Origin of the sequence: Aureimonas populi (genome assembly GCF_017815515.1) — a bacterium.
GTDB lineage: Bacteria > Pseudomonadota > Alphaproteobacteria > Rhizobiales > Rhizobiaceae > Aureimonas > Aureimonas populi.
Map to the genome: position 1 here is coordinate 230,574 of NZ_CP072611.1, position 23,777 is coordinate 254,350.

At 68.5% G+C, this 23,777-nt stretch carries 23 protein-coding genes; 17 read left to right on the plus strand and 6 right to left on the minus strand.

What is annotated here, in order from left to right; translation table 11 throughout:
- Positions 1-196: 196 nt before the first annotated feature.
- From J7654_RS01090 to J7654_RS01110, 5 genes are read left to right on the plus strand one after another with little or no spacing between them, the layout of a single operon-like run.
- Complete coding sequence (locus J7654_RS01090; protein ID WP_209737461.1) at positions 197-2,128, plus strand: methyl-accepting chemotaxis protein; 1,932 nt, start codon at positions 197-199, stop codon at positions 2,126-2,128.
- On the plus strand, positions 2,128-2,478 hold the full coding sequence (locus tag J7654_RS01095) for an STAS domain-containing protein (protein ID WP_245195585.1): 351 nt from the start codon (positions 2,128-2,130) through the stop codon (positions 2,476-2,478). The genes J7654_RS01090 and J7654_RS01095 overlap by 1 nt, the downstream gene beginning before the upstream one ends.
- The gene (locus tag J7654_RS01100) at positions 2,475-2,837 is read left to right on the plus strand and encodes a response regulator (protein WP_209736883.1); all 363 of its coding nucleotides are present in this window, start codon (positions 2,475-2,477) and stop codon (positions 2,835-2,837) included. The genes J7654_RS01095 and J7654_RS01100 overlap by 4 nt, the downstream gene beginning before the upstream one ends.
- Positions 2,838-2,877: 40 nt before the next feature.
- The gene (locus J7654_RS01105) at positions 2,878-3,702 is read left to right on the plus strand and encodes an Hpt domain-containing protein (RefSeq protein WP_209737463.1); all 825 of its coding nucleotides are present in this window, start codon (positions 2,878-2,880) and stop codon (positions 3,700-3,702) included.
- 32 nt (positions 3,703-3,734) lie between these two features.
- On the plus strand, positions 3,735-4,193 hold the full coding sequence (locus tag J7654_RS01110) for a chemotaxis protein CheW (protein WP_209737464.1): 459 nt from the start codon (positions 3,735-3,737) through the stop codon (positions 4,191-4,193).
- Positions 4,194-4,296: 103 nt separating this feature from the next.
- On the opposite strand, the gene J7654_RS01115 is transcribed toward J7654_RS01110, so the two are convergent.
- Complete coding sequence (locus J7654_RS01115) at positions 4,297-6,408, minus strand: 3-hydroxyacyl-CoA dehydrogenase NAD-binding domain-containing protein (RefSeq protein WP_209737466.1); 2,112 nt, start codon at positions 6,406-6,408, stop codon at positions 4,297-4,299.
- A gap of 149 nt (positions 6,409-6,557) precedes the next feature.
- Here J7654_RS01115 and J7654_RS01120 point away from each other — a divergent pair, with 149 nt between their 5' ends.
- From J7654_RS01120 to modC, 4 genes are all read left to right on the plus strand, one after another.
- Positions 6,558-8,201 carry a Na/Pi cotransporter family protein gene (locus J7654_RS01120; protein ID WP_209737468.1) on the plus strand — a complete coding sequence of 548 codons (1,644 nt, stop codon included), beginning with the start codon at positions 6,558-6,560 and terminating at the stop codon, positions 8,199-8,201.
- A 91-nt stretch (positions 8,202-8,292) separates the two neighbouring features.
- Positions 8,293-9,033, plus strand: a complete 741-nt coding sequence (gene modA / locus J7654_RS01125) for a molybdate ABC transporter substrate-binding protein (protein ID WP_245195586.1) — start codon at positions 8,293-8,295, stop codon at positions 9,031-9,033.
- A 78-nt stretch (positions 9,034-9,111) separates the two neighbouring features.
- Positions 9,112-9,789, plus strand: coding sequence for a molybdate ABC transporter permease subunit (modB, locus tag J7654_RS01130; RefSeq protein ID WP_209737472.1), 678 nt, complete (start codon positions 9,112-9,114; stop codon positions 9,787-9,789).
- Between the two features lie 3 nt (positions 9,790-9,792).
- Complete coding sequence (gene modC / locus J7654_RS01135) at positions 9,793-10,872, plus strand: molybdenum ABC transporter ATP-binding protein (protein WP_209737474.1); 1,080 nt, start codon at positions 9,793-9,795, stop codon at positions 10,870-10,872.
- Here the strand turns inward: modC and J7654_RS01140 are convergent.
- On the minus strand, positions 10,869-11,453 hold the full coding sequence (locus tag J7654_RS01140; RefSeq protein ID WP_209737476.1) for a YqaA family protein: 585 nt from the start codon (positions 11,451-11,453) through the stop codon (positions 10,869-10,871). The genes modC and J7654_RS01140 overlap by 4 nt on opposite strands.
- A gap of 215 nt (positions 11,454-11,668) precedes the next feature.
- Here J7654_RS01140 and J7654_RS01145 point away from each other — a divergent pair, with 215 nt between their 5' ends.
- The 3 genes from J7654_RS01145 to J7654_RS01155 are packed head-to-tail and all read left to right on the plus strand — an operon-like array spanning position 11,669 to position 14,720.
- The gene (locus tag J7654_RS01145) at positions 11,669-13,246 is read left to right on the plus strand and encodes a sensor histidine kinase (RefSeq protein WP_209737477.1); all 1,578 of its coding nucleotides are present in this window, start codon (positions 11,669-11,671) and stop codon (positions 13,244-13,246) included.
- On the plus strand, positions 13,243-13,692 hold the full coding sequence (locus J7654_RS01150; protein ID WP_209737479.1) for a response regulator: 450 nt from the start codon (positions 13,243-13,245) through the stop codon (positions 13,690-13,692). Before J7654_RS01145 ends, J7654_RS01150 begins: the two co-directional genes overlap by 4 nt.
- Positions 13,692-14,720 carry a sensor histidine kinase gene (locus J7654_RS01155; RefSeq protein ID WP_209737481.1) on the plus strand — a complete coding sequence of 343 codons (1,029 nt, stop codon included), beginning with the start codon at positions 13,692-13,694 and terminating at the stop codon, positions 14,718-14,720. Before J7654_RS01150 ends, J7654_RS01155 begins: the two co-directional genes overlap by 1 nt.
- Positions 14,721-14,768: 48 nt before the next feature.
- On the opposite strand, the gene J7654_RS01160 is transcribed toward J7654_RS01155, so the two are convergent.
- From J7654_RS01160 to purU, 3 genes are all read right to left on the minus strand, one after another.
- Positions 14,769-15,413 carry a DUF1028 domain-containing protein gene (locus J7654_RS01160; RefSeq protein ID WP_209737483.1) on the minus strand — a complete coding sequence of 215 codons (645 nt, stop codon included), beginning with the start codon at positions 15,411-15,413 and terminating at the stop codon, positions 14,769-14,771.
- 83 nt (positions 15,414-15,496) lie between these two features.
- Positions 15,497-16,372, minus strand: a complete 876-nt coding sequence (folD, locus tag J7654_RS01165; protein WP_209737485.1) for a bifunctional methylenetetrahydrofolate dehydrogenase/methenyltetrahydrofolate cyclohydrolase FolD — start codon at positions 16,370-16,372, stop codon at positions 15,497-15,499.
- 32 nt (positions 16,373-16,404) lie between these two features.
- Positions 16,405-17,268, minus strand: a complete 864-nt coding sequence (gene purU / locus J7654_RS01170) for a formyltetrahydrofolate deformylase (RefSeq protein ID WP_209737487.1) — start codon at positions 17,266-17,268, stop codon at positions 16,405-16,407.
- Positions 17,269-17,430: 162 nt separating this feature from the next.
- Here purU and J7654_RS01175 point away from each other — a divergent pair, with 162 nt between their 5' ends.
- The 4 genes from J7654_RS01175 (at position 17,431) to J7654_RS01190 (ending at position 21,910) form a co-directional block, all read left to right on the plus strand.
- On the plus strand, positions 17,431-18,201 hold the full coding sequence (locus tag J7654_RS01175; RefSeq protein ID WP_245195587.1) for a pseudouridine synthase: 771 nt from the start codon (positions 17,431-17,433) through the stop codon (positions 18,199-18,201).
- Between the two features lie 95 nt (positions 18,202-18,296).
- Positions 18,297-19,403, plus strand: coding sequence for a GGDEF domain-containing protein (locus J7654_RS01180; protein WP_209737491.1), 1,107 nt, complete (start codon positions 18,297-18,299; stop codon positions 19,401-19,403).
- 37 nt (positions 19,404-19,440) lie between these two features.
- Positions 19,441-21,270, plus strand: a complete 1,830-nt coding sequence (lepA, locus tag J7654_RS01185; RefSeq protein ID WP_377946390.1) for a translation elongation factor 4 — start codon at positions 19,441-19,443, stop codon at positions 21,268-21,270.
- A gap of 457 nt (positions 21,271-21,727) precedes the next feature.
- Positions 21,728-21,910 carry a DNA adenine methylase gene (locus J7654_RS01190; protein WP_209737495.1) on the plus strand — a complete coding sequence of 61 codons (183 nt, stop codon included), beginning with the start codon at positions 21,728-21,730 and terminating at the stop codon, positions 21,908-21,910.
- A gap of 98 nt (positions 21,911-22,008) precedes the next feature.
- Here J7654_RS01190 and J7654_RS01195 read toward each other — a convergent pair whose 3' ends face one another.
- A complete protein-coding gene (locus J7654_RS01195) occupies positions 22,009-22,893 on the minus strand; it encodes a LysR family transcriptional regulator ArgP (RefSeq protein WP_245195588.1) in 885 nt (294 codons plus the stop codon).
- Positions 22,894-22,995: 102 nt separating this feature from the next.
- Here J7654_RS01195 and J7654_RS01200 point away from each other — a divergent pair, with 102 nt between their 5' ends.
- On the plus strand, positions 22,996-23,607 hold the full coding sequence (locus tag J7654_RS01200; RefSeq protein ID WP_209737499.1) for a LysE/ArgO family amino acid transporter: 612 nt from the start codon (positions 22,996-22,998) through the stop codon (positions 23,605-23,607).
- Positions 23,608-23,777: the final 170 nt, after the last annotated feature.

Here is a 23,777-nt window from a genome sequence, read left to right on the forward strand (position 1 = left end):
GAAAGTCAAGTTTCGCCGCCGCGCGGCGTGCGCCTCCCGCACCGCGAAAAAAGCGCGCGCCGAGGGCAAGTCGCGTAACCGATTCTTTATGAGGCGAAAATATGGTCGTGCCAACGGCAAGCCCCGCCCGGGTGGGCCCGAGCATGACCGATTCCTTCGTTCTCCCCGCCCACACACGCAAGACTGAGGTGGCCTCATGAGCATCGCGGATATTCGTCTTTCCCGAAAGATCGGGGCAGCCTTTGCCATATTGGTCATCGGCGCGGCCGCCATGGGCGGCGTCGTCTACACCAAGCTCCAGCACATGGAGCAGACGAGGATCGACAACCACGCCTCGAACCTGACCGTCCAGCGCGCGCTCAACGCCCGCGTCTACCTCTCCCGCCAGGAAAACGCGCTGCGCGGGCTGCTCCTCACGCAGACGTCGAGCCGCGAGGAGGTCGTCGCCGGCCATTACCGCAGCTTCATGGACAATCTCGACCGGATCGCCGAGCTTCAGGCCGGGGATGCCGAGGCCCTCAAGGCCGTGGAAGCGGCGCGGGCGAGCGTGCGGGAATGGCGCGATCAGATCGCTCAGCCGGCCATCGAGCTTGCGCGCGATCCGCAGACCTTGAACGGGGCCGTCGAGCTGATCTTCTCCCCGGCCGCCGACACGCTCGTCGAGCCGGCGGAGGAGGCGATCGAGGGTTTGATCAGGACGAATCTGGCGCAGTCGGAGCTCTACGCCCAGTTCCAGGAGCAGGCCTCGCGGGTAAGCCAGATCACGCTCTTTGCCGGTATCGGCTCCCTTCTGGCCGTCGCCATCGCGCTCGGCTGGCTCCTCTCGCGCGGCATCGCCCTGCCGGTCGCCCGGCTGCGGGACGTCATGCTGGCGCTGGCCGGCGGCGACAATGCCGTGAACGTGCCCTTCACCGGCCGCAAGGACGAGATCGGCCAGATGGCCGGCTCGGTCCTCACCTTCAAGGAGGCCGCGAACGAGCGGGTGCGGCTGGCCGACGAGGCGCGCGCGGCCCGCGACGCCCAGGAGCGCGAGCGCGAGCGCATCGCGGCGCTGGAGGCCGGCTCGGCCGAGGCGCTTCGCCTCTTCGTCTCCGACATCGAGGGCGGCTTCGAACGGCTGGCCGCCGGCGATCTCACGGTGCGGCTCGAAAAGCCCGTGGCACCTGAATACGAGGCCATCCGCGCCCGCTTCAACGAGAGCGTGCGCAGCCTGGAGGACGCGCTCGGCTCCGTCGTCGGCTCCATCGGAACGCTGCGCACCGGCCTTTCGGAGATCAACGTGGCGTCCAACGACCTGGCGCAGCGCACCGAGCAGCAGGCGGCGAGCCTGGAGGAGACGGTGGCGGCTCTGGCCGAGGTGACGCGCGGGGTGAACGAGACCGCCGAGGGCGCCGGCCGCGCCCAGTCCTCGGCCGAGGCCACCAAGGCCAGCGCCGAGAAGGGCGGCGAGATCGTCGGCCGGGCGGTGGAGGCCATGCACGCCATCGAGCAGTCTTCGGAGAAGATCGGCCGCATCATCGGGGTGATCGACGAGATCGCCTTCCAGACCAACCTTCTGGCGCTGAACGCGGGCGTCGAGGCGGCGCGCGCGGGCGAGGCGGGCCGGGGCTTTGCGGTGGTGGCGCAGGAGGTGCGCGGGCTCGCCCAGCGCTCGGCCGAGGCCGCCAAGGAGATCAAGGAGCTGATCTCGGCCTCGCGCACGCAGGTGGGCAGCGGGGTGGAGCTGGTCTCGGCTTCCGGCCGCAGCCTCCAGGAGATCGTGGCGCAGGTGGCCGAGATGAGCGCCACCGTCACCGCCATCGCCCGCTCGGCCCGCGAGCAGGCGGTGAGCCTGAAGGAGGTTTCCACCGCCGCCGACCAGATGGACAAGGTCACCCAGCAGAACGCCGCCATGGTGGAACAGGCCACCGCCGCAGCCCAGGCGCTCTCGGGCGAGACGGACGAGCTGGCGCAGATGGCCGGGCGCTTCCACACCGGCGCCTCCGGCGGCGGCGAACAGCCGGGCCGCGCGGCGGCCCGGCCCGCCCCCCGGCCCGCCGGCACCCGCGTGGTGCAGATGCGTACGGCCGGTCGCGGCGGCGCGGCCCCCGCGGTGGCGGCCAACGAAGACGGATGGGAAGAATTCTGATGGAAACGGGTGACATGATGGAAATGGGCCAGGACATGCAGGGCGAACGGCCGGTGACGGTGGAACTGCCTGCGATCCTCGATCTTCGCGCCGCCGCGCCGCTGGCCGGAAAGCTGCTCGCCCTTCGCGGGCAGCCGCTTGCCCTCGACGCTTCGAAGGTGGAGCGGATCGGCGGCCAGTGCCTCGCCGTCCTGATCTCGGCCGCCCGCACCTGGAAGGCCGACGAGGAGACGCTGACGCTGGAGGCGCCGTCCGACGAGTTCGTCGCCGGCCTGTCGCTCCTCGGCCTCACGGTGCCCGCGCTGGTCGAGGGCGCCGAGGAGCCGGCGGACGAGGATCTGGCGGCATGAAGACGGTTCTGACGGTGGACGATTCCCGCACGATGCGCGAGATGCTGCGCCGTGCATTGGGGGATGGCGGGTTCCACGTCGTGCAGGCGGAGGACGGGGTGCACGGGCTGGAGGTGCTGGGCACCTGCGCGCCCGACGTGATCGTGACCGACGTCAACATGCCGCGCATGGACGGGCTGACCTTCATCGAGGAGGTGCGCAAGGACGCAGAGCGCCGGGCCATCCCCATCCTCGTGCTCACCACCGAGAGCGACGCGCAGAAAAAGGCGCGGGCCAGGGCCGCAGGCGCCACCGGCTGGATCGTCAAGCCCTTCGACCCCGTCAAGCTCGTCGACGCCGTCAACCGCGTCTCCGCCTGAACCGCCCCTCCCGCATCCCCGATACCACAGGACATCCCCCATGGACGCCATGGCCGAAATCCGCGCCACCTTCTTCGAGGAATGCGCAGAACAGCTCGCAGAGCTGGACGAGGCGCTGGCCGCGCTGGCGGGCGGCACCGCCGATGGCGAGACGGTCGGGGTCGCCTATCGCGCCGTCCACTCCATCAAGGGCGGCGCGGCCTCGTTCCAGATGAACGACCTTGCCGGCTTCGCCAAGAGCTTCGAGGCGCTGCTCGGCGAAGTCCGGGCGGGGCGTGCCGAGACCTCCGGCGAGACGATGGCGCTGCTCACCGCCTGCGCCGCCGCGCTCCGGCAGCTCGTGGCGCTGGCGGCCGTCACGGGCCCCCTCCTCGCAGACCTCAAGGCCGCCGTGGCGCGGACCAGCCCCGAGGCGGTGGAGGAGCCGGCGGCCGAGGAGGCGGACGGCCTCGACCTCGGCGGCTTCGACTTCACGCCCGTTTCCGTCGACCTTTCCGACATGCTCGCCGGCGGACCGGCAAAATGGCGCATCGACTTCGCCCCGCGCCCGGAGCTTTACGCCAATGCCAATGAGAGCGCGCGGCTGATCCGCGAGGTGCTGGCGCTGGGCGAGGGCAAGGTGACGTGCGACGCGCGCCGCGTGCCGCTTCTGGCCGAGCTGGAGCCGGAGAGCGCCTGCCTCGCCTGGAGCATCGAACTGACGACGGATGCCGGCGAGGCGGCCATCCGCGAGATCTTCGAATTCGCCGAATTCGACTGCGAGCTGAGCCTCTCGCCCGTTCCCGCCGAGCCCGCCGGGGAGGACGGCATGGACATCGCCGCCCTGATCGCGCGGGCCAAGGCCGACACCGCCCAAGCCGCCTGAGACGCGCCCCCAAACGAGGACATGCCGAACCGATGACGACCCAAGACACCAATGGCGGGCGTGAGCTGATCGCCTTCTGCGTCGGCGAGCAGGAATTCTGCGTCGACATCACCTCGGTGCGCGAGATCCGCGGCTTCGCCGCCGCCACGCCCCTCCCCCACGCGCCCTCCTACGTCACCGGCGTCATCAACCTGCGTGGCACGGTCCTGCCCATCGTGGACCTCTCCCTGCGCCTCGGCTTCGGCCGCACCGAACCCACCGAGCGCTCCGTCATCATCGTCGTCGCCGTCGGCGCCCAGCTCGTCGGCCTGCTCGTGGATGCCGTCTCCGACATCCTCACCGTCACCGACGACAACCTCCAGCCAACGCCCGACCTCTCGTCCGAGATGGCCCGCTCCTTCGTCAAGGGCGTCATCGCCCTCGACGGGCGCATGATCTCCCTCATCGGAACCGACAACGTCCTGCCCCAGCAGCACGATCTGGCCGCCTGAGCACCAGGAGGGGGCGCCGGGCGCCCCCGCCTCATGCAAGAGGTGTCTCTGAACGACCGTTCGATCCGCAGGACCGACCCGCACGAGTTCCCGAAACAGCCCCTCAGGCCTCGGGAAGATCCTTGAAGCCCCGGCCCTCGCGCGCGAGCCGGGCGAGGAGCGGCGCCGGCTCCAGATGGGCGCGCCCCGGCTGGCGGGCATAGGAGCCCAGCGCCTCCACGATGGCGGCAAGGCCGGTCTCGTCGGCCCAGAACATCGGCCCGCCCTTGTGGGCCGGGAAGCCGTAGCCGTTCACCCAGGCGACGTCGATGTCCCCGGCGCGCGCGGCGATGCCCTCCTCCAGGATGCGCGCGCCCTCGTTCACCGTGGCGTAGAGGCAGCGTTCCAGGATCTCCTGCGGGGCGATGCGGCGGGGCGTCACGCCCTTCTCCTCCCGCCATGCGGCGATCAGCGCCTCCACCTCCGGGTCCGGCAGCGGCGCGCGCGAGCCGGGCTCGTAGGCATAGACGCCCGCCCCCGTCTTCTGGCCGAAGCGCCCCTTTTCCGCGACGCGGTCGAGCCAGTTGGGCGAGGGCGCGTCGGGGTCGCCGCTCTTCCGCCGCTCCTGCCGGATGCGCCAGCCGACGTCGATGCCGGCCAGATCCCAGAGCGCGAACTGACCCATCGGGAAGCCGAAATCGGTGAGGACGGCGTCCACCTCGGCGGGGCTCGCGCCCTCCTCCACCAGGTCGATGGCCTCGCGGCCGCGCTGGTGCAACATGCGGTTGCCGACGAAGCCGTAGCAGACGCCGGTCATGATGGAGACCTTGCCGAGGCGCTTGCCCAGCTCCATCAGCGTCGCCTGCACGTCGGGCGCCGTCCTTGCGCCGCGCACATTCTCCAGAAGCCTCATGATGTGGGCGGGCGAAAAGAAGTGCATTCCCGCCACGTCCTGCGGCCGGCCGGTGACGGCGGCGATTACGTCGATGTCGAGCGTCGAGGTGTTGGTGGCCAGGATCGCGCCCGGCTTCATCACCGCGTCGAGCCGCGCGAAGACCTCGCGCTTGACCTCCATGGATTCGAACACCGCCTCCACCACGATGTCCGCCTCGCCGATCCCGGCATAGTCGAGCGTCGGGCGCACCAGCGCCATGCGCCGGGCCAGCTCGGCCTCCTTCATGCGCCCCTTGCTCACCGCGCCCTCATAGGTGCGCCGGATCGTCTCCATGCCCCGTCCGAGCGCGCTTTCGTCCGTCTCCAGCAGGAAGACGGGCAGGCCGGCATTGGCGAAGACCATCGCGATGCCCGTGCCCATCGTGCCGGCGCCGATCACCGCCGCCTGCGCGACGGGGCGCGGGCGCACATCCGGGGAAAGCCCCGGCACGCGCGCCGCCTGGCGCTGGGAAAAGAAGGCATGGATGAGGCCCCGGCGCTGCGGCGAATCCATCGCCTGCTCGAACAGCTCGCGCTCGCGCTTCAGCCCGGCAGCGAAGTCGCCCCGCACCGCCGCCTCCACCGCGTCCACGATGAGCAGCGGCGAGACGAGGCCACGGGAGCGCCCGGCGACCTTTTCGCGCGCCGTCGCCAGCAAGGCGGGGTCGGCACGCGCCGCGTCGAGCGGCGCGGAAAGATCGCGCGTGCGGCGCTTGACCGCCCCGTCCCGCAAGAGCCGGCGCGCGAAGTCCACGCCGATGGCCCGCGCATCCGCGCCCTCGGCCACCTCGTCCACGATGCCGAGCCTGACGGCCTCCGCGGACGGCAGGGGCTTGCCGCCCGTCATGATCTCGATGGCGGCCTCCACCCCCGCCAGCCGCGGCAGGCGCTGCGTGCCGCCCGCCCCGGGCAGGAGGCCGAGCGTGACCTCCGGCAGCCCCACCTTCGCGCCGGCCAGCGCCACGCGATAGTCGCAGCCCATCGCGATCTCGAGCCCGCCGCCCAGCGCGGTTCCGTGGATGGCGGCCACGGTCGGCTTGCGCGCCTCCTCGATGGCGTCGACCACGTCCGGCAGGAAGGGCGGCACGGGCGGCTTGCCGAACTCGCGTATGTCGGCCCCGGCCATGAAGGTGCGCCCGGCGCCGAGAATCACCAGCGCGCGCACGGCCTCGTCCGCCTCCGCTTGCGCCAGGCATGCCAGTAGCCCCTGCCGCACGGCCTGCCCCAGCGCGTTCACCGGCGGATTCTCCACCACGATCACGCCGATCTCGCCTTCACGCTCCAGTCGAACGGCTTGCCCCATGACATTCTCCTCCCCTCGAGAGCGGCGAACCCTAAAGCCCTCGCGCGGAGGGTCAAGGCGAAACACGGGCACAGCGCGGTGGTGGGAGGCCGGCGCAATGATCCTATGTTCATGCTTTCGTCCTTGCGATCCGCCGGAAAGCCGCCTCCATGTCGACCACCCACGTCCTTGTCAGCCTTCTCGGGATCGTGGCGCTGCTCCTGTGGGGCATCAAGCTGGTCAGCGCGGGCGTGCTGGCCGCCTTCGGCCCCGGCCTGCGGCAGGCGCTGGCCACGCGCCTCGACAACCGCCTCGCCGCGCTCACGGCCGGCGCGCTGGTGACGACGGCGCTCCAGAGCTCGACCGCCACCGCGCTGATGGTCACCTCCTTCGCCGGCAACGGGCTGGTGGCGCTGGTGCCCGCGCTCGCGGTGATGCTGGGGGCCAATATCGGCACGGCGCTGATCGTGCAGGTGCTGTCCTTCGACGTGACGCTGCTCTTTCCCGTGCTGGTCTTTGCCGGCTACCTCCTCCAGCGCAGCCGCGCCAGCCCGCGCGCCTCCGAGATCGGGCGCATTCTCCTCGGCCTCGGCATCATGCTCCTGTCGCTCCAGCTCCTCTCCGCGCTCATCGTGCCGCTGGAGGAGGCGCCGGCGGTGCGGCAGGTGCTGGCGCTGCTCGTGCAGGACCCGGTGCTGGCGCTCGTCCTTGCCGCGCTCATCACCTTCGCGGCCCATTCCAGCGTCGGCTCCCTGCTCTTCATCATGTCGCTGGCGGGCGTCGGCGTGCTCTCGCCCGCCTCCACCATCGCCATGGTGGTGGGGGCCAATATCGGCAGCGCGCTCAACCCGCTCCTGCAAGCCGCTGGCGGGCCGCGCTCGCAATTGCGCGTGCCGGTCGGCAATCTCGCCAACCGCCTGCTCGGCGGGCTCGCCGTGATGCTCGCCCTCGGCCCGCTGGCGCTCCTGGCCGAGCGGCTCGGCCTCTCGCCCCAGCGCCTCGCGCCGGACTTCCATCTGGCCTTCAACCTCGTCATGGCGCTCGTCTCGCTCGGCCTGCTGCCGTTCGCGGCGAGGCTCCTGACGCTTGCCTTCCCGGACGATGCCAGCGAGTCCGACCGCAGCCGCCCGCTCTATCTCGATCCCGCCGGTCTCCGGAACCCCAAGGTGGCGCTCGTCAACGCCGCGCGCGAAGTGCTGCGCATGGCCGACATCGCCGAATCCATGCTCGCCGGATCGAAGGAGGTGTTCCGCCGCAACGACCCCTCCGCCCTCGGGCGCATCCGCGAGACGGACGATTCCATCGACCGGCTCTATGGCGCGGTGCGCCGCTACCTGGCGCAGATCAGCCAGCGCGAGCTGTCCGAGGAGGACAAGCGCCGGCTCTACGAGATCCTCGATTTCGCGGTCAACATCGAGCATGTCGGCGATATCGTGGACGCCAACCTGATGACCATCGCCGCCCAGCGCATCGACGACAGGCGCATCCTCTCGGACGAGGCGGTGGAGCGGATCGAGGAAATGCACGAGAAGCTGATCGAGCATCTGCGCCTGGCCGTCAGCGTGCTCATGGACGGCAACGCCGCCTCCGCGCGCCAGCTCGTGGCCGAGAAGGAGCGCTTCCGCGAGATCGAGCGCGCCGCCAGCGAGGACCAGTTCCGCCAGATCCTCTCCGGCCGCCTCTCGGGCACGGAGGCCGCAAGCATGTATCTCGACGTGGTGCGCGACCTGAAGCGCATCGAGAGCCATATCGCGGCCACCGTGCACCCGCTGCTGGAGCGCACCGGCGACCTGCGCAAGAGCCGCCTCGCCTGATCGATATATCCGAACGGAAATATCGCTTGCCGCGCGGAAGGGCGCGGGCTACCCCTCTCGTTATATCCATTCGGCCATAACGGAGATGCCCATGCGCCGCCTCGCCATCCTTCTCGCCGCCTGTGCCGCGCTGGCCCGGCCCGCCCTCGCCGAGACCACCAATGTCGCGGTGGCGGCGAACTTCACCGATGCCGCCACCGAGATCGCGGCGGCCTTCGCCGAGGCCGGCGAGCACGAGGCGATCCTCTCCTTCGGCGCGACGGGGCAGTTCTACACGCAGATCACGCAAGGGGCGCCTTTCGAGGTGTTCCTGGCCGCCGACGACGAGCGCCCCACGCTCGCCGTGGAGGAGGGCCACGGCGTGGAGGGAACCGTGTTCACCTACGCCATCGGCCAGCTCGTGCTCTACTCGGCCGAGGCGGGCAAGGTGACGGGGCCGCAGACGCTGGAGGAGGGCGACTTCCAGCAGATCGCCATCGCCAATCCCGAAACCGCCCCCTACGGCGCGGCCGCCATCGAGGCGATGACGCGGCTCGGCGTCTACGAGGAGCTGCAGCCGAGGATCGTCCAGGGGCAGAGCATCGCCCAGGCCTACCAGTTCGTGGAAACGGGCAATGCCGAGCTCGGCTTCGTGGCGCTGGGGCAGGTATCGCAGACCGAGGGCGGCTCGCGCTGGATCGTGCCGCAGGACCTTTACGAGCCGATCCGCCAGGACGCCGTCCTGCTGACGCGCGGCGAGGAAAATCCGGCCGCGCTCGCCTTCGTCGAATTCCTGAAGGGCGAGGAGGCCGCTGCCATCATCGAGAAATACGGCTACGCTCTCGATCGCTGACCCGGCCACCGGCCGGAGCGCCCGCGTGAGGACGCTCCGGCCTCGTCGCCGCCCGAACAGGACGGACCACCCTTCACGATGACAGCCGAACTCTGGTCCCCGATCCGGCTGACGCTGGAACTGGCCGCGATCACCACCCTCCTGCTCCTCGTCGTGGGCACGCCCATCGCATGGTGGCTGGCCCGCTCCCGCTCGCGCTGGAAGGAGGTCGTCGCCACCATCGTGGCGCTGCCGCTCGTCCTGCCGCCCACGGTGCTCGGCTTCTACCTTCTCATCGCGCTGGGCCCCAGCGGCCTCGGCGGCTGGTTCGGGCCGCTCGTGGGCCTTCGCACCTTCGCCTTCACCTTCGAGGGCCTCGTCTTCGGCTCGGTGATCTATTCCATGCCCTTCGTCGTCCAGCCCATCCGCAACGCCTTCGAGGCGATGGGCGAGCGGCCGCTGGAGGTCGCCGCCACGCTGCGCGCCTCGCCGTGGGACCGGTTCCTCACCGTCGCCGTGCCGCTCGCCAGGCCCGGCTTCCTCACCGGCGCGGTGCTGGGCTTTGCCCATACGGTGGGCGAGTTCGGGGTGATCCTGATGATCGGCGGCAACATTCCGGGCGAGACCAAGGTCCTCTCCGTGGCGATCTACGATTTCGTCGAGACGCTGCGCTGGCGCGAGGCGCATATCCTCTCGGCCGGAATGCTCGCCTTCTCCTTCGTGGTCATCCTGTCCATGTCCATGCTGGCAAGGCGCTCGGGAAGGAGGGCCTTCTAGCGCATGGAGACGATCGACATCGCCCTGTCCGGCTCGCTCGGCGGCTTTTCCATCGACGCGGCCTTCGAGGCCCCGATGCGCGGCATCACCGCCCTGTTCGGCCCCTCCGGCTGCGGCAAGACCTCCATTCTGCGGCAGGTGGCCGGGCTCAACCGCCTGCCGGGGCACGTCCGGGTGGGCGGCGAGACCTGGCAGGACGAGCACACGTTCCGCCCCCCGCACAAGCGCCCCGTCGGCTACGTCTTCCAGGAGGCGAGCCTGTTCCCGCATCTCTCCGTGCGCGGCAACCTTACCTACGGCCAGCGCCGCGCGCGGGGCGGGGCCGAGGCGATCCGCTTCGACGAGGTGGTGGCGCTGCTGGGCCTGACACGCCTCGTGGAGCGCGATCCGGCCCATCTGTCGGGCGGCGAGCGGCAGCGCGTCTCCATCGGCCGGGCGCTGCTCTCGCAGCCGCGCCTCCTCCTGATGGACGAGCCGCTCTCGGCGCTGGACCGCATGGCGCGCGACGAGATCCTTCCCTATTTCGAGGCGCTTCACGCGCGTCTGTCGATCCCCATCCTCCTCGTCACCCACGATATCGGCGAGGTGGAGCGCCTCGCCGACCATCTCGTCGCCCTGAAGGGCGGCCGCGTCGTCTCGTCCGGCCCGCTGGGCGAGGTGCTGGCCGATCCCGCCTCCCCGCTCGGCGAGCGGCGCGATTTCGCCGCGATCCTGCCCGGCCGCGTCGCGCGCCTCGAGCCGGACGGCATCGCGGCGCTCCAGGTCTTCGGGGTGGAGATCCTCGTCGTCACCAGCGCGCTTTCGGTGGGCGAAAGGGTGCGCGTGCGCATCGCTGCCGGCGACGTGTCCATCGCCCGCGCCCGGGCCGCCGACACCAGCATCCTCAACGCCGTTCCGGCAAGGATCGAGGGGATCGACCCGTTCGGCGAGGCGGAGGCGCATCTGCGCCTTTCCCTGCGCGGAGACCCGCGGGCCGCGTTCCGCGCGCGCCTCTCGCGCCGCTCGGTGGAGCGCCTCGCCCTGCGCGAGGGCGAGGAGGTGATCGCCCAGATCAAGGGCGTCTCGCTCGCAGCGACGCGCTAGAAAAGATACCCTGCGGCGAGGAAGCCCAGGATCACCAGCGCCAGCGAGCCCCAGATGACGGTGCCGAGCCGCTTCTCCAGCAGCACCTTGGCCTGCGGCCCGTAGTAATAGAGCAGCGCGCAGGGGATGGCGAAGCGAATGGAGCGCGCCACCACGCTCATGGCCACGAACAGCGCGAAGTCGAGCCGCGTCACGCCGGAGAGGATCGTCACCACCTTGTAGGGAATGGGCGTGACGCCCCCGCCCACCAGCACCATCAGCCAGCCGAGATCGTTGTAGTCCTCCGCCAGCCTCTCGAAACTGCCCGTCATGCCGTAGAAGGCCAGGAGCGGCTGGCCGAGCGCCTCGAACAGGAACAGGCCGATCAAATAGCCGACAATGCCTCCGGCCACCGAGAAGCCCGTGCAGATCAGCGCCAGGCGCCATGCCCTGCTCCTGTCGGCCAGGATCATCGGCAGGAGGAGCACCTCGGGGAAGGCGGGCAGGAAGGAGCTTTCGGCAAAGCACATGGCCGCCAGCGAGCGCTCGGCGTTGCGGTGCCTGGAAAGCTTCATCGTCCAGTCGTACAGGCCTTGGATCATGTCACCTTTCGGTCCGGCATCGTGATATCGCGGCTCGGGGACCGTTCCCCTCCCGACCGGCCGGCCATCATTCCGGCTTCTTGATTAACGGGGGATTGAGACCATCCGAATGCATCGTGTCACCGGCTTAGCCGATCGAAGGGTGTTTTTGCGCGCGTTGCCGAAAACGTGAAAAGCGGCTGGCCTCCGCACACCCCCCTCGGCTATGGAACCCTTTGGGTGCACGATGCATCCGGGCGGCCGGGCGGCTCGCCTCCCTGCCTTCTTCCTCGCGAGGACTTAAGACGATCTCCCCTTCGGCCTATTCATCCGACAGAAAGCTCGGCCGCTTCATCGCCGGGGCCATCGCCATCGGCTTCACCGCCTTGATGGCGCTGGGCGGGGCCGGAGGCTGGGCGCTGATACAGGCGCAGCGCCAGAGCGCGGAGGTGGCGCACACCTATCAGGTCGAGCTCGGCCTGCAACGCTTCAAGGCCGCCATCGAGCGCGTCGCCTCCGCCCGGCGCGGCTATCTCCTCACCCGCAACGAGCCCTTCTCCGAAATCCTGGAGGAAGCGGCGCGGGAGACCGAGACCCTCCTCCAGCATGTCGGCGAGCTGACCGCCGACAATCCGACGCAGGGTGAGAGCCTGGCGCGGCTGCGCGAGCTCTCCGAGCGTTACGTTCAGGTCGCGCGCGACTCCGTCGCGGCCATGCGCGAGGATCTGAGCCTCGACGGCAGCGCCGTGTTCGTGCTGGACAGCGGCGCCGCCACGGTCAACGCCATCCGCACGCTGGGGCGCGAGATGATCGCGATCGAGCAGCAGCTCCTGGTCGAGAGGACGGGCAGCCAGCGCCGGCAGCAGATCTATGCCTATGCGATCCTGGCGGTGGCCGGCCTGCTCATGCTTCTCGTGGGAACCGTCACCATGTGGTGGATCCGCCGGAGCCTGACGGACCTTCGGCGCTCCCATCGCACCCTGAAGGGCCTGAACGAAATGCTGGAGGGCGCCGTGCAGGTGCGCACCGCAGACCTCCAGCGCGCCAATGACGAGATCCAGCGCTTCGCCTATATCGTCAGCCACGACCTGCGCTCGCCCCTCGTCAACGTCATGGGCTTTACCGCCGAGCTGGAGGCCGCGATCGAACCTCTCACGCAGATGGTGGACAAGGCCGAGGCCGAGGCCCCGCAGGTGGTGAGCGAGGAGGCGCGCCTTGCGGTGCGCGAGGACCTGCCCGAATCGATCGGCTTCATCCGCACCTCGACGCAGAAGATGGACCGCCTGATCAACGCCATCCTGCGCCTCTCGCGAGAGGGGCGGCGCGTCATCACGCCCGAGCCGCTGGACATGGACGAGATGATGGGGAGCATCGTGGACAGCCTCCAGCACCGGCTGGACGAGCTGGGCGCCGAGATCGCGGTGGAGGGGCCCCTGCCGGGCGTCACCTCCGACCGGGTGGCCATCGAGCAGATCTTCTCCAACCTGGTGGAGAACGCGGTCAAGTATCTCAAGCCCGGCCGGCCGGGGCGCATCGCGGTGCGCGGCCGGCGCGTGGGCGATCGCATCATCTACGAGGTGCAGGACAACGGGCGGGGCATCGACCCGAAGGATCACCAGCGCGTCTTCGACCTTTTCCGCAGGTCGGGCGCGCAGGACCAGCCGGGCGAAGGCATCGGCCTGGCGCATGTGCGCGCCGTGGCCTATCGCCTCGGCGGTGTGATATCGTGCGATTCAGCCCTTGACGAAGGCGCGACCTTCCGTCTCTCCATTCCGGTCAGGTACGAAGCCCAGAAGGAAGCCCAAGCGTCATGACGCCCCATCTGTCCGTCAACATCCTGATGATCGAGGATGACGAAGGTCACGCGCGCCTGATCGAGAAGAATATCCGCCGGGCGGGCGTGTCCAACGAGATCCGCCACTTCACCGACGGGACCTCGGCGCTGAAATATCTGTTCGACGACCCGCACGGCCCCGCGCTCAACGGCCCGGCGCTGGTGCTGCTCGACCTCAACCTGCCGGACATGAGCGGCACGGACATCCTGGTGAAGATGAAGGCCGAGGACTCGCCGCTGCGTCGCACGCCCGTCGTCGTTCTCACCACCACGGACGACAAGGTCGAGATCCAGCGCTGCTACGATCTGGGCGCGAATGTCTACATCACCAAGCCTGTGAACTACGAGAGCTTCGCGCAGGCGATCCGCCAGCTCGGCCTGTTCCTGACCGTGATCCAGGTGCCCGAGGTCGAAAGCGAAGCGTAATGTCGCAACTCGCGCGCGTCCTCTATATCGACGACGACGAGGGCCTGCGCCTTCTGGCCGAGCGAACGCTGAGCCGGCGCGGCTTCGCCGTGACCACGGCGCCCAGCGGCGCCGAGGGCGTGGCGCTGGCCTCCGTCGAGCAGTTCGACCTCATCGCCGTCGATCACTACATGCCGGGGCAGGACGGGCTGGAGACGCTGGCCGCCCTGCGCCAGCTCGCCGATATGCCCCCCGTCGTCTACGTCACCGGCTCCGAGGAAAGCCGCGTGGCGGTGGCCGCCATGAAGGCGGGCGCGTCGGACTATGTGGTCAAGAGCGTCGGCGACGACTTCTTCAACCTTCTGGCCGCCTCCTTCGCGCAGGCGCTGGAGCGCGTGCGCCTGCGCAACGACAAGGCCGAGGCGGAAGCGGCCCTGCGCGCCACCAACGCCCGGCTGGAAGCGCTCCTGAAGGAAGTGAACCACCGCGTTTCCAACTCGCTCCAGATGGTCTCCGCCTTCGTGCAGATGCAGGCCTCGGCCCTGTCCGACGAGGTCTCGCGCGAGGCCCTGAAGGACACGCAGCGGCGCATCGCGGCCATCGCGCGCGTCCACCGCGAGCTCTACACCTCCAACGACGTCGAGACGGTCGACATGGGCGATTATCTCACCGCGCTGGTCAAGGAGCTGGAAGAGACCTGGTCGAGCCCCGCCTCCCCCTGCACGGTCCGCTTCACGGCCGAGCCGATCCGCCTGAAGACCGACAAGGCCGTCTCCGTCGGCGTCATCGTCACCGAGTTGGTGTCGAACGCCTGCAAATACGCCTATGGCGCCACGGGCGGCGAGGTTCGCGTGCGCTTCCTGCGCGACGGGGACGAGCATTTCGTGCTCAGCGTGGAGGATGACGGCGCGGGCTTCGCCGAGGGCGAGGCGGCCAAGGGCACGGGGCTCGGCACCAAGCTCGTGCGGGCCATGGCCATGAGTCTGCGCTCGGAGGTGACTTACGAAACGGGCAACGGCGTGCGCGCCACCCTTCGCGCCGCCTGCTGAGGGCGCGCGGGCGGCGGGCGGCGCCGTTCGCCCGCCATTGCCCGCGCCCTACAGCTTGCGCGAGGGCATCTTGCGCACATGGGGGTAGAGTTCCTCGCGGAACACGCCCTCCAGCCGCTTCAGCTCCCCCACCACGTCGGGATGGTCGTCCACCCGGATATCCCAGATGGGGTATTCCTCCTCCTCCACGATGTAGACATTGGCCGAGCGCTCCCCCTCCTTGTCTCCCCCGGCGGCGACGCCCGCTGCGATGGCGTCGATGAGGCGGGTCACGAGCTCGGCCCCCGTGTCTCGCTCGAAGGCGCGTGCCATCGCCTCCAGCACCTGCGGGCCGGCCAGCCGGTTGCCCTGCACGGAGTAGTTCGGCCCCTGCAGCGAACCGGCGAAGGGAATGCAGTTCCGGCCGGTGAAGGCGGCCGAGCGGCCCTCCTTGTCCACGGCCGCGACCTGCCGCTCCTCGCGCTGCTCGTCGTCCTCCAGCACGGTCTCCACCGTGCTCTGGGCCGAAACGCTCAAGGACAGGAGCTTGCAGCCGTCTATGCCCAGATACGGGTTGACCAGCGCCTGCGTGGCGAAGGCGCCGTAGCGCGGGAAGGCGTAGGAGAGGAACTTGCCGACGGCCGGCATCTCGGTCGCCGCCGCCACGCCGAACTGGCGCGCACCGGGGCATTTGGCGACGATGGAAAGGGTCATGTCTTCACGGCTCCTGTTGCGAGCCGTGAAGCTAGGGACTGTCCTCGACAAGAACAGCCCCGCCCGGCCGCCCCGGGCCGATATCAGCCCCCGGCCCGGCGCCGCGCCGCCGTGAGCGTGTTCTTCAGCAGGCAGGCGATGGTCATCGGGCCGACGCCGCCCGGAACCGGCGTGATCGCGCCCGCGACATCCACCGCTTCCGCGAAGGCGACGTCGCCCACCAGCCGGCCCTTCTCGCGGCCCGGCTCCGGGGCGAGCCTGTTGATGCCGACATCGATGACCACCGCGCCCGGCTTGATCCAGTCGCCGCGCACCATTTCGGGCCGGCCCACGGCCGCCACGAGGATGTCGGCGTTGCGGCACAGGGCGGGCAGGTCCGCCGTGCGCGAATGGGCCATCGTCACGGTGGCGTTGGCGGCCAGCAGGAGCTGGCCCACCGGCTTGCCGACCAGAACGGAGCGGCCGAGGACCACGGCGTTGAGGCCCGAAATGTCCGGTACCGCGCTTTCCACCAGGATCATGGAGCCGAGCGGCGTGCAGGGCACGAGGCCCTGAAGGCCGTTCATCAGCCGGCCGGCATTTTCCGGGTGCAGCCCGTCCACGTCCTTGCGCGGATCGATCGCCTCGATGATCCGCCCCGAATCGATATGGCCCGGCAGCGGGAGCTGCACGAGGATGCCGTCCACGCTCTCATCCGCGTTCAGCCGCGCCACCAGCGAGAGAAGGTCGGCCTCGCTCGTCTCGGCGGGCAGGCGGTGCCCGAAGCTTTCCATGCCCGTCTCGCGCGTCAGCTTCACCTTGGAGGCGACATAGACCTCGCTGGCCGGATCGTTGCCCACGAGGACGACCGCGAGCCCCGCCTTGCGGCCGCGCTCCGCTGCGAAGCGGGCGGCATCCTCCGCCGCCTGCGCGCGCAAACCGGCCGCGATGGCCTTTCCGTCGATGATCGTCGCGCTCATTGTCGAAATCCCTTCCAGCTCGGTATCGGTGCTCAGTCCCGGAAGACGACCGTCTTGTCGCCGTTCAGCAGCACGCGGTTGTCCAGGTGCCAGGCGATGGCGCGCGAGAGCACGCGCCGCTCGATGTCGCGCCCCTTGCGCACGAGGTCGTCCGGGCTGTCGTGGTGCGAGATGCGCTCAACGTCCTGCTCGATGATGGGCCCCTCGTCGAGGTCGGCGGTCACGTAGTGCGCCGTCGCCCCGATCAGCTTCACCCCGCGCCGGTGCGCCTGGTGATAGGGCTTGGCGCCCTTGAAGCCGGGCAGAAAGGAATGGTGGATGTTGATGCAGCGCCCCGAGAGCGCCGCCGACATCTCGTCCGAGAGGATCTGCATGTAGCGCGCCAGCACCACGAGGTCGGCGCCCGCCTCCTCCACGATGGCAAGGATACGCGCCTCCTGCTCGGCCTTGGTCTCCTTCGTCACCGGCAGATGGTGGAAGGGAATGCCGTCGAGGTCGTGGTGGGCGTAGACCTCGCGCGGGTGGTTGGAGACGATCGCCGCGATCTCCATGCGCAGCTCGCCGATGCGCCAGCGATAGAGCAGGTCGGCAAGGCAATGGTCGAATCTCGAGACCAGGATCACGATTTTCGGCACCGCCTCGCGAGAGGCGAGGCGCCAGTCCATGCCGAAGCGCTCGGCGATGGTGGCAAAGCCCGCCGTCAGGCTCTGCACCGTCACCACCGCCTCCACGATGGCGAAGCGCACGCGCATGAAGAAGCGCCCCGTCTCCGGGTCGTCGAACTGGTGCGCCTCGCGGATGTCGCCGCCATTGTCGTAGAGATGGCGGGAGACGGCGGCGACGATGCCGGCGCGGTTGGGGCATGAGAAGGCGAGCGTGAACTCTTCGGACGGCATGGGCACTCCGCTGACAGGCCGGGCGGGCACGGCGCTGCGCCGCACATAGCGGCTTTCCCCCCGCCGCGCCAAGCACCGTGAGAGCGGAAAAGCGGCGGGGATGCCAGGCCGGCGCGACGGGCGCCCTACCGCGCGCCGGCCCGAGCGATTATGAAAAGGCCCATGCCCAAGCGCGCTTCCTCCTCCCCAGCCCCCTCCGCCACGCCGGCCGGCCACGGCCTGGCGCGCGTCCTCTCCAAGCTCGGCCACTGCTCGCGCACGCAGGGCGCGCGCCTCGTGCGCGAGGGCCGCGTGAGCGTGAACGGCGTGGCGATCCTCGATCCGGAGCACCGCACCGACATGGCCACCGCGCGCATCGCCGTGGACGGCGTGCCCGTGGGCGCGGCCGAGCCGGTCTATCTCATGCTCAACAAGCCGCGCGGGCTCGTCACCACGCGCGACGACCCGCAGGGGCGCGGCACCGTCTATCGCTGCCTGGAAGGGCTTGCCCTGCCCCATGTCTCGCCCGTCGGCCGGCTCGACAAGGCGAGCGAGGGGCTTCTCCTGATGACCAACGACACGCTCTTCGCGCAGGGCGTGCTCGACGGGGCCAACGCCCCGGACAAGACCTATCACGTGCAGATCGACGCACGCCCGGCCCCCGCGCTCCTTGCCGCCCTCGTCGCGGGAGTGGAGGACAAGGGCGAGGTGCTCGCCGCTAGGTCGGCCGTGCTGCTGCGCGAGGGCACGCGCAATTCCTGGCTGGAGATCGTGCTGGACGAGGGCCGCAACCGCCAGATCCGCCGCCTTCTGGCGGCCAGCGGCATCGAGACGCTGCGCCTCGTGCGCGTGTCCATCGGCCCGCTCGCGCTCGGCCCCCTGCCCAAGGGCGCCGTGCGCCCGCTGACGCAAGCAGAGGTCGCGGCGCTTTCGCGGCCGGCCGAAGGACAATGACAGGCAAGCTTAACCGTCTGCCGCTATCGTGCGGCCGCTCCTTTCGCCTCTGACGTAGAGGAAGGGCGGAAACAACGGAACGACGGCGCTTTGCATTGACCCTCGACCACGCCACCCTCCAGTTCTGCAGCGCCCTCATGTACGGGGTCTTCGCTGTGATGTTCGCCGGCCTGTGGAGCGGGCGGCGCAAGGAGCGGAACCTTCTCCTGTGGTCGGTGTGCAATCTCTTCGGGGCCGCGGGCTCCCTCGCCTTCCTGCTGGTTCCGCAGCCGCCGCTCCCCGTGCTGGCGGCAAGCTTCACGTGCTTCTCCGGCACCATCCTGTTCGCCGGCGCCGGCATTCGCCTGATCGACGGGAGGCGCCCCTTCCCGCCGCACATGGTGCTGATGCCGCCGGTGGTGGCCGCCGCCTGCGCGCTGCCCTTCCTGCTTGCGCCCGCCGCCCTCGCACCGCTCCTCTCGCTGGCGCTGACGACCACGGCGCTCGGCACGCACTCGGTGATGCTCGGCCTCTACGTGCTGCGCAACGGTCGCCCCTCCTTCAGCCGCCGGGCGGGCGGCGTCGCGCTGCTCGCCTATGTGCCGGCCTATCTCACCTGGATCATCCTCGACATCACCGGCCACGCGCCCGGCCTGCAATTCCTGCTCGTGGCGGACCAGATGATGAACTACGTCCTCGTCATGGCCTTCTTCACGATGGCAGAGGAGCATGCGCGCCGGGTGCTGAGCGAGCAGGCGCTGTGCGACGAGCTGACCGGCTCGCTCAACCGCGCCGGGCTTTACTTGAAGGCGGGCGAGCGCGCCGCCGGCCGGCCGCGCGCCGTGCTGATGGCCGATCTCGACCGCTTCAAGGCCATCAACGACCGCCACGGCCATGCGGCGGGCGACGCGGTGATCCGCGCCTTCGCCGAGCGGGTGCGCGGCGCGCTGGACGCGGGCGACCTCGTGGCGCGCTTCGGCGGGGAGGAGTTCGTGATCCTCCTGGCCGACCCCGACCCGGACAGGGCGATGGAGCGCGCCGAAGCCATTCGCCGCTCGCTCGCCGCCACGCCCGTGCGGTGGAACGAGGCCGCCATCGCCGCCACCGTCAGCTTCGGCGTGGCGGTGGAGGAGGAGGGCGAGGACCTTGCCCGCGCCATCGAGCGGGCCGACCGCGCGCTCTACGCCGCCAAGGCGGGCGGGCGGAACCGCGTGGCGGCGTGAGAGGAAAACGGTTCCTGTTTCCATTCCAATTGAATATATGCCGGGCATGAGCACCACGCCCGCACACACGCCCCTGTCCCGCATCCGCAACTTCTCGATCGTCGCCCATATCGACCACGGGAAGAGCACCCTCGCCGACCGGCTCATCCAGAGCACCGGCGGGCTGGAGGTGCGCGAGATGAAGGACCAGGTGCTCGATTCGATGGATATCGAGCGCGAGCGCGGCATCACCATCAAGGCGCAGACCGTGCGCCTGCACTACAAGGCGAAGGACGGCGAGACCTACGTCCTCAACCTCATCGACACGCCCGGCCATGTGGACTTCGCCTACGAGGTCTCGCGCTCCCTCTCGGCCTGCGAGGGCGCGCTCCTCGTGGTGGACGCCGCGCAGGGGGTGGAAGCGCAGACACTCGCCAACGTCTATCTGGCGCTCGACAACGACCTGGAGATCGTGCCCGTCCTCAACAAGATCGACCTGCCCGCCGCCGAGCCGGACAAGGTGAAGGAGCAGATCGAGGAGGTGATCGGCCTCGACGCCTCCGACGCTGTGATGATCTCGGCGAAATCGGGCCTGGGCATCGAGGACGTGCTGGAGGCCATCGTCACCCGCCTGCCCGCCCCCAAGGAGGGCGACCGCGCGGCGCCCCTCAAGGCGATGCTGGTGGATAGCTGGTACGACGCCTATCTCGGCGTCATCGTGCTCGTGCGCATCATCGACGGCGAATTGAGACGAGGCCAGACCATCCGCATGATGGGTGCGGACGCCCGCTACCTGGTGGACCGGGTGGGCGTCTTCACGCCCAAGATGGTGCCGGTGGAGGCGCTCGGCCCCGGCGAGCTCGGCTTCATCACCGCTTCCATCAAGGAGGTGGCCGACACGCGCGTGGGCGACACCATCACCGAGGACAAGCGCCAGACCACCTCCATGCTGCCGGGCTTCAAGCCGGCGCAGCCCGTGGTCTTCTGCGGCCTCTTTCCCGTGGACGCGGCCGATTTCGACGACCTTCGCGCCGCGATGGGCAAGCTGCGCCTGAACGACGCCTCCTTCTCCTTCGAGATGGAAAGCTCGGCCGCGCTCGGCTTCGGCTTCCGCTGCGGCTTCCTCGGCCTTCTGCATCTGGAGATCATCCAGGAGCGCCTCTCGCGCGAGTTCGACCTCGACCTCATCGCGACCGCGCCCTCGGTCGTCTACGACATCAAGCTGACGGACGGCACCACCACCCAGCTCCACAACCCGGCCGACATGCCGGACGTGATGAAGGTGGAATCCATCCACGAGCCGTGGATCAAGGCGACGATCCTCACCCCGGACGACTATCTCGGCAACATCCTCACCCTCTGCCAGGAGCGGCGCGGCGTGCAGGTGGACCTCTCCTATGTCGGCAAGCGCGCCATGGTCACATACGAGCTGCCGCTCAACGAGGTGGTGTTTGACTTCTACGACCGGCTGAAGTCGATCTCGAAGGGCTATGCCTCCTTCGATTATTCGCTGATCGAGTATCGCGAGGGCGACCTCGTGAAGATGTCGATCCTGGTCAATTCCGAGCCGGTGGACGCGCTCTCCATGCTGGTCCATCGCAACCAGGCCGAGAAGCGCGGCCGGCAGATGTGCGAGAAGCTCAAGGAGCTGATCCCCAACCATCTCTTCAAGATCCCGATCCAGGCCGCCATCGGCGGCAAGGTCATCGCACGCGAGACCATCTCGGCCCTGCGCAAGGACGTCACCGCCAAATGCTACGGCGGCGACGCCTCCCGCAAGCGCAAGCTCCTCGACAAGCAGAAGGAGGGCAAGAAGCGCATGCGCCAGTTCGGCAAGGTGGACATCCCCCAGGAAGCCTTCATCGCGGCGCTGAAGATGGATAGCTGATCTGCCGGCCAGTCGCCGGGCCGCCGGCTTTCCCCAGCCCCGGCCCCGCTTGGCCCCTCACCCCGAGCCCTCCGCACCGCCCCTCATCCTGAGCCGTCCGCATAGCCCCTCATCCTGAGCCTGTCGAAGGACGGGGGGCGCTTGGTGCAGCGATCGTGCCGCTCACCCTCGTCCTTCGACAGGCTCAGGATGAGGGTAAGGAGAGGCGCAAGATGCAAGTCGCCAGCCAATTCCCGTCCGATCTTTCCCCACCTCCGCAACGCCCCATACTTCCCCCACCGCCGGCCCTTCGATCGGGCGCGAATGATCGCCAGCGTGGTCATTGAGCGGCTGGACTGGGAGGACTTCCTTCGGCGCTACGACCGGCGGGGGATGCTGTTCTATCTCGATCCGCCGTATTACGGCTCGGAAGGATATTACGGCGCGGAACGCATTCTCGCGCGATCAGTTCGCGGAGATGGCCGAGAAGCTGGCCGGGCTGAAGGGCGCTCTCATCCTCTCGATCAACGACCGGCCGGAGGTCCGAGCGATCTTCGAGCGCTTCGAGATGGAGGGCGCGACGACCACCTATTCGATCTCGAAAGGCGAGCCTTCGAAGGTGGGCGAATTGATCGTTTCAGGCGGCTTCAAAGGGGGCTGAAACCTTTGCCGTCCGATCTTGCGCGCGCGGCCATTCGTTTTTGCGCGCTACACCAAGCGTCGGAAGCTCTGAACTAGGCATGCCATCTGGCAGAAGAATCACGGAGAGCGGCCCGCTCCAATAGGCTGAAGGTGCTGGCTGGCGGTCTTGATGACGGCAGAGTTCAACCGGACCAAGGCTGGCTTCACCGCACGAGACCATTGCCAAAATAGCGGGACGTCCAGCCTGTAATCCGGCGCAAGCCGGACCAGCTCGCCTCTCTTAACATGAGGTTCGGCAAGGATTTCCGGCACCAGCGCCCATCCAAGGCTTCGGAGAACCCCGTTGGTAATTGCTGTTGTGGAAGGCAATTGGTGGAAGGGGTAGCCGATTTCGTACTGTAAACTCGCCGAAAGCCAGTTTGAATGAAGTGAGTCCTTGTTGCCGTAGACTAAAGCTGGGGCCTTGCTAATCGCTTCGGGCGTCAATCCATCGGGCATCCACCTGTCGCGAAATTCGGGCGAGCAGACCGCGATGTATCTTAGGGCACCGAGCGGCCGGGAATCGCAACCAGTCACCGGATTATCGTCCGCCGTGACGGCTGCGGTGACGAGACCTTTTCGAAGCCATTCGGCGCTATGGTGCTGGTCGTCGATGACGAGGTCATACAGCCAGGACCAATCCGGGGACAGCGCCTCTAAGAACCACGTTTCCACGCTGTCTGCGTTAACAGCTATACGGATATAGCTTTTCTTTACCAGGCTGTTCTCTATCGAGAGTTGGCTTTCAAGGGAGCGCTGTAGAAGGCTGACCCGTTCAAAATGCATAGCAACCATCGCTCCCGCCTCGGTGGCTTGGCAGGGCTTCTCACGTACAATCAGTGAAATACCGAGTTGGTCTTCCAGAGCCTTCACCCGCTGAGATACGGCCGAGGGGGTGATGTGCAACGCACGCGCGGCCTTTTCAAAAGTGCCCGATCGCAGGACGGCGCTGACCGCTTCCATCTGTCCATAGTCCATCATTAGCACCTATTCATTTCACTGAAGTTATTTAACTTTAATAACTATACATCATTTCTGTAAGGTGCTCCGGACAGTTCGGAGAGCATGATGACTGCATTTTTTCCTGGCTTTTTTCTCGGTATCAGCCTGATCGCTGCAATCGGCGCGCAAAACGCTTTCGTTCTACGGCAAGGTCTCCAACGCCGGCATGTTTTCGCTGTTTGCTTGACCTGTGCAGCCTCAGACGCGGTTCTCGTTACCGTCGGCGTGGCCGGCTTCGGGTTTTTGGTCACTGCGATGCCGTGGCTCGAGACCGCCATGACAATTGGGGGCGCGGTGTTTCTGGCCCTCTATGCCTCAAAGAGTTTTTGGGCGGCGTTTTCCGATACTTCCTCCCTCAGCCCCTCAGATGTGAAGATCGCCAGTCTGTCCAGCACGATCGCTGCCGCCTTGGCGTTCACCTGGCTCAATCCGCACGTCTATCTTGATACGGTCGTGTTGCTCGGCTCCATCTCCACCAACTATGGGGATGATCGCTTCATGTTCGCCATCGGTGCGATCACGGCCTCCTTTGTCTTTTTCTTCTCATTGGGGTTGGGTGCCCGACTTCTCACCCCGCTGTTTTCCAGCCCCCGATCCTGGCAAGTTCTGGAGTTTTTGGTCGGCGTTATCATGACCGCTCTGGCTCTTAAACTGATCCTCCGGGTGGCAAGCTAGGTAGGGCCCCAAGTCACGGGGCGCCGCGCGGAACCGGAGACAGCCCAACCGCCCCGTGGTGAGAGCCGGATGGAGATCGGGCCGAGGTTCCGGCGTTGGACAGGCGCGGACCGGGAAGCGGAGCGGAGGCTGGCACCCTCCGCAGGGTCTGGAAGACGCCGCGTGGGGCG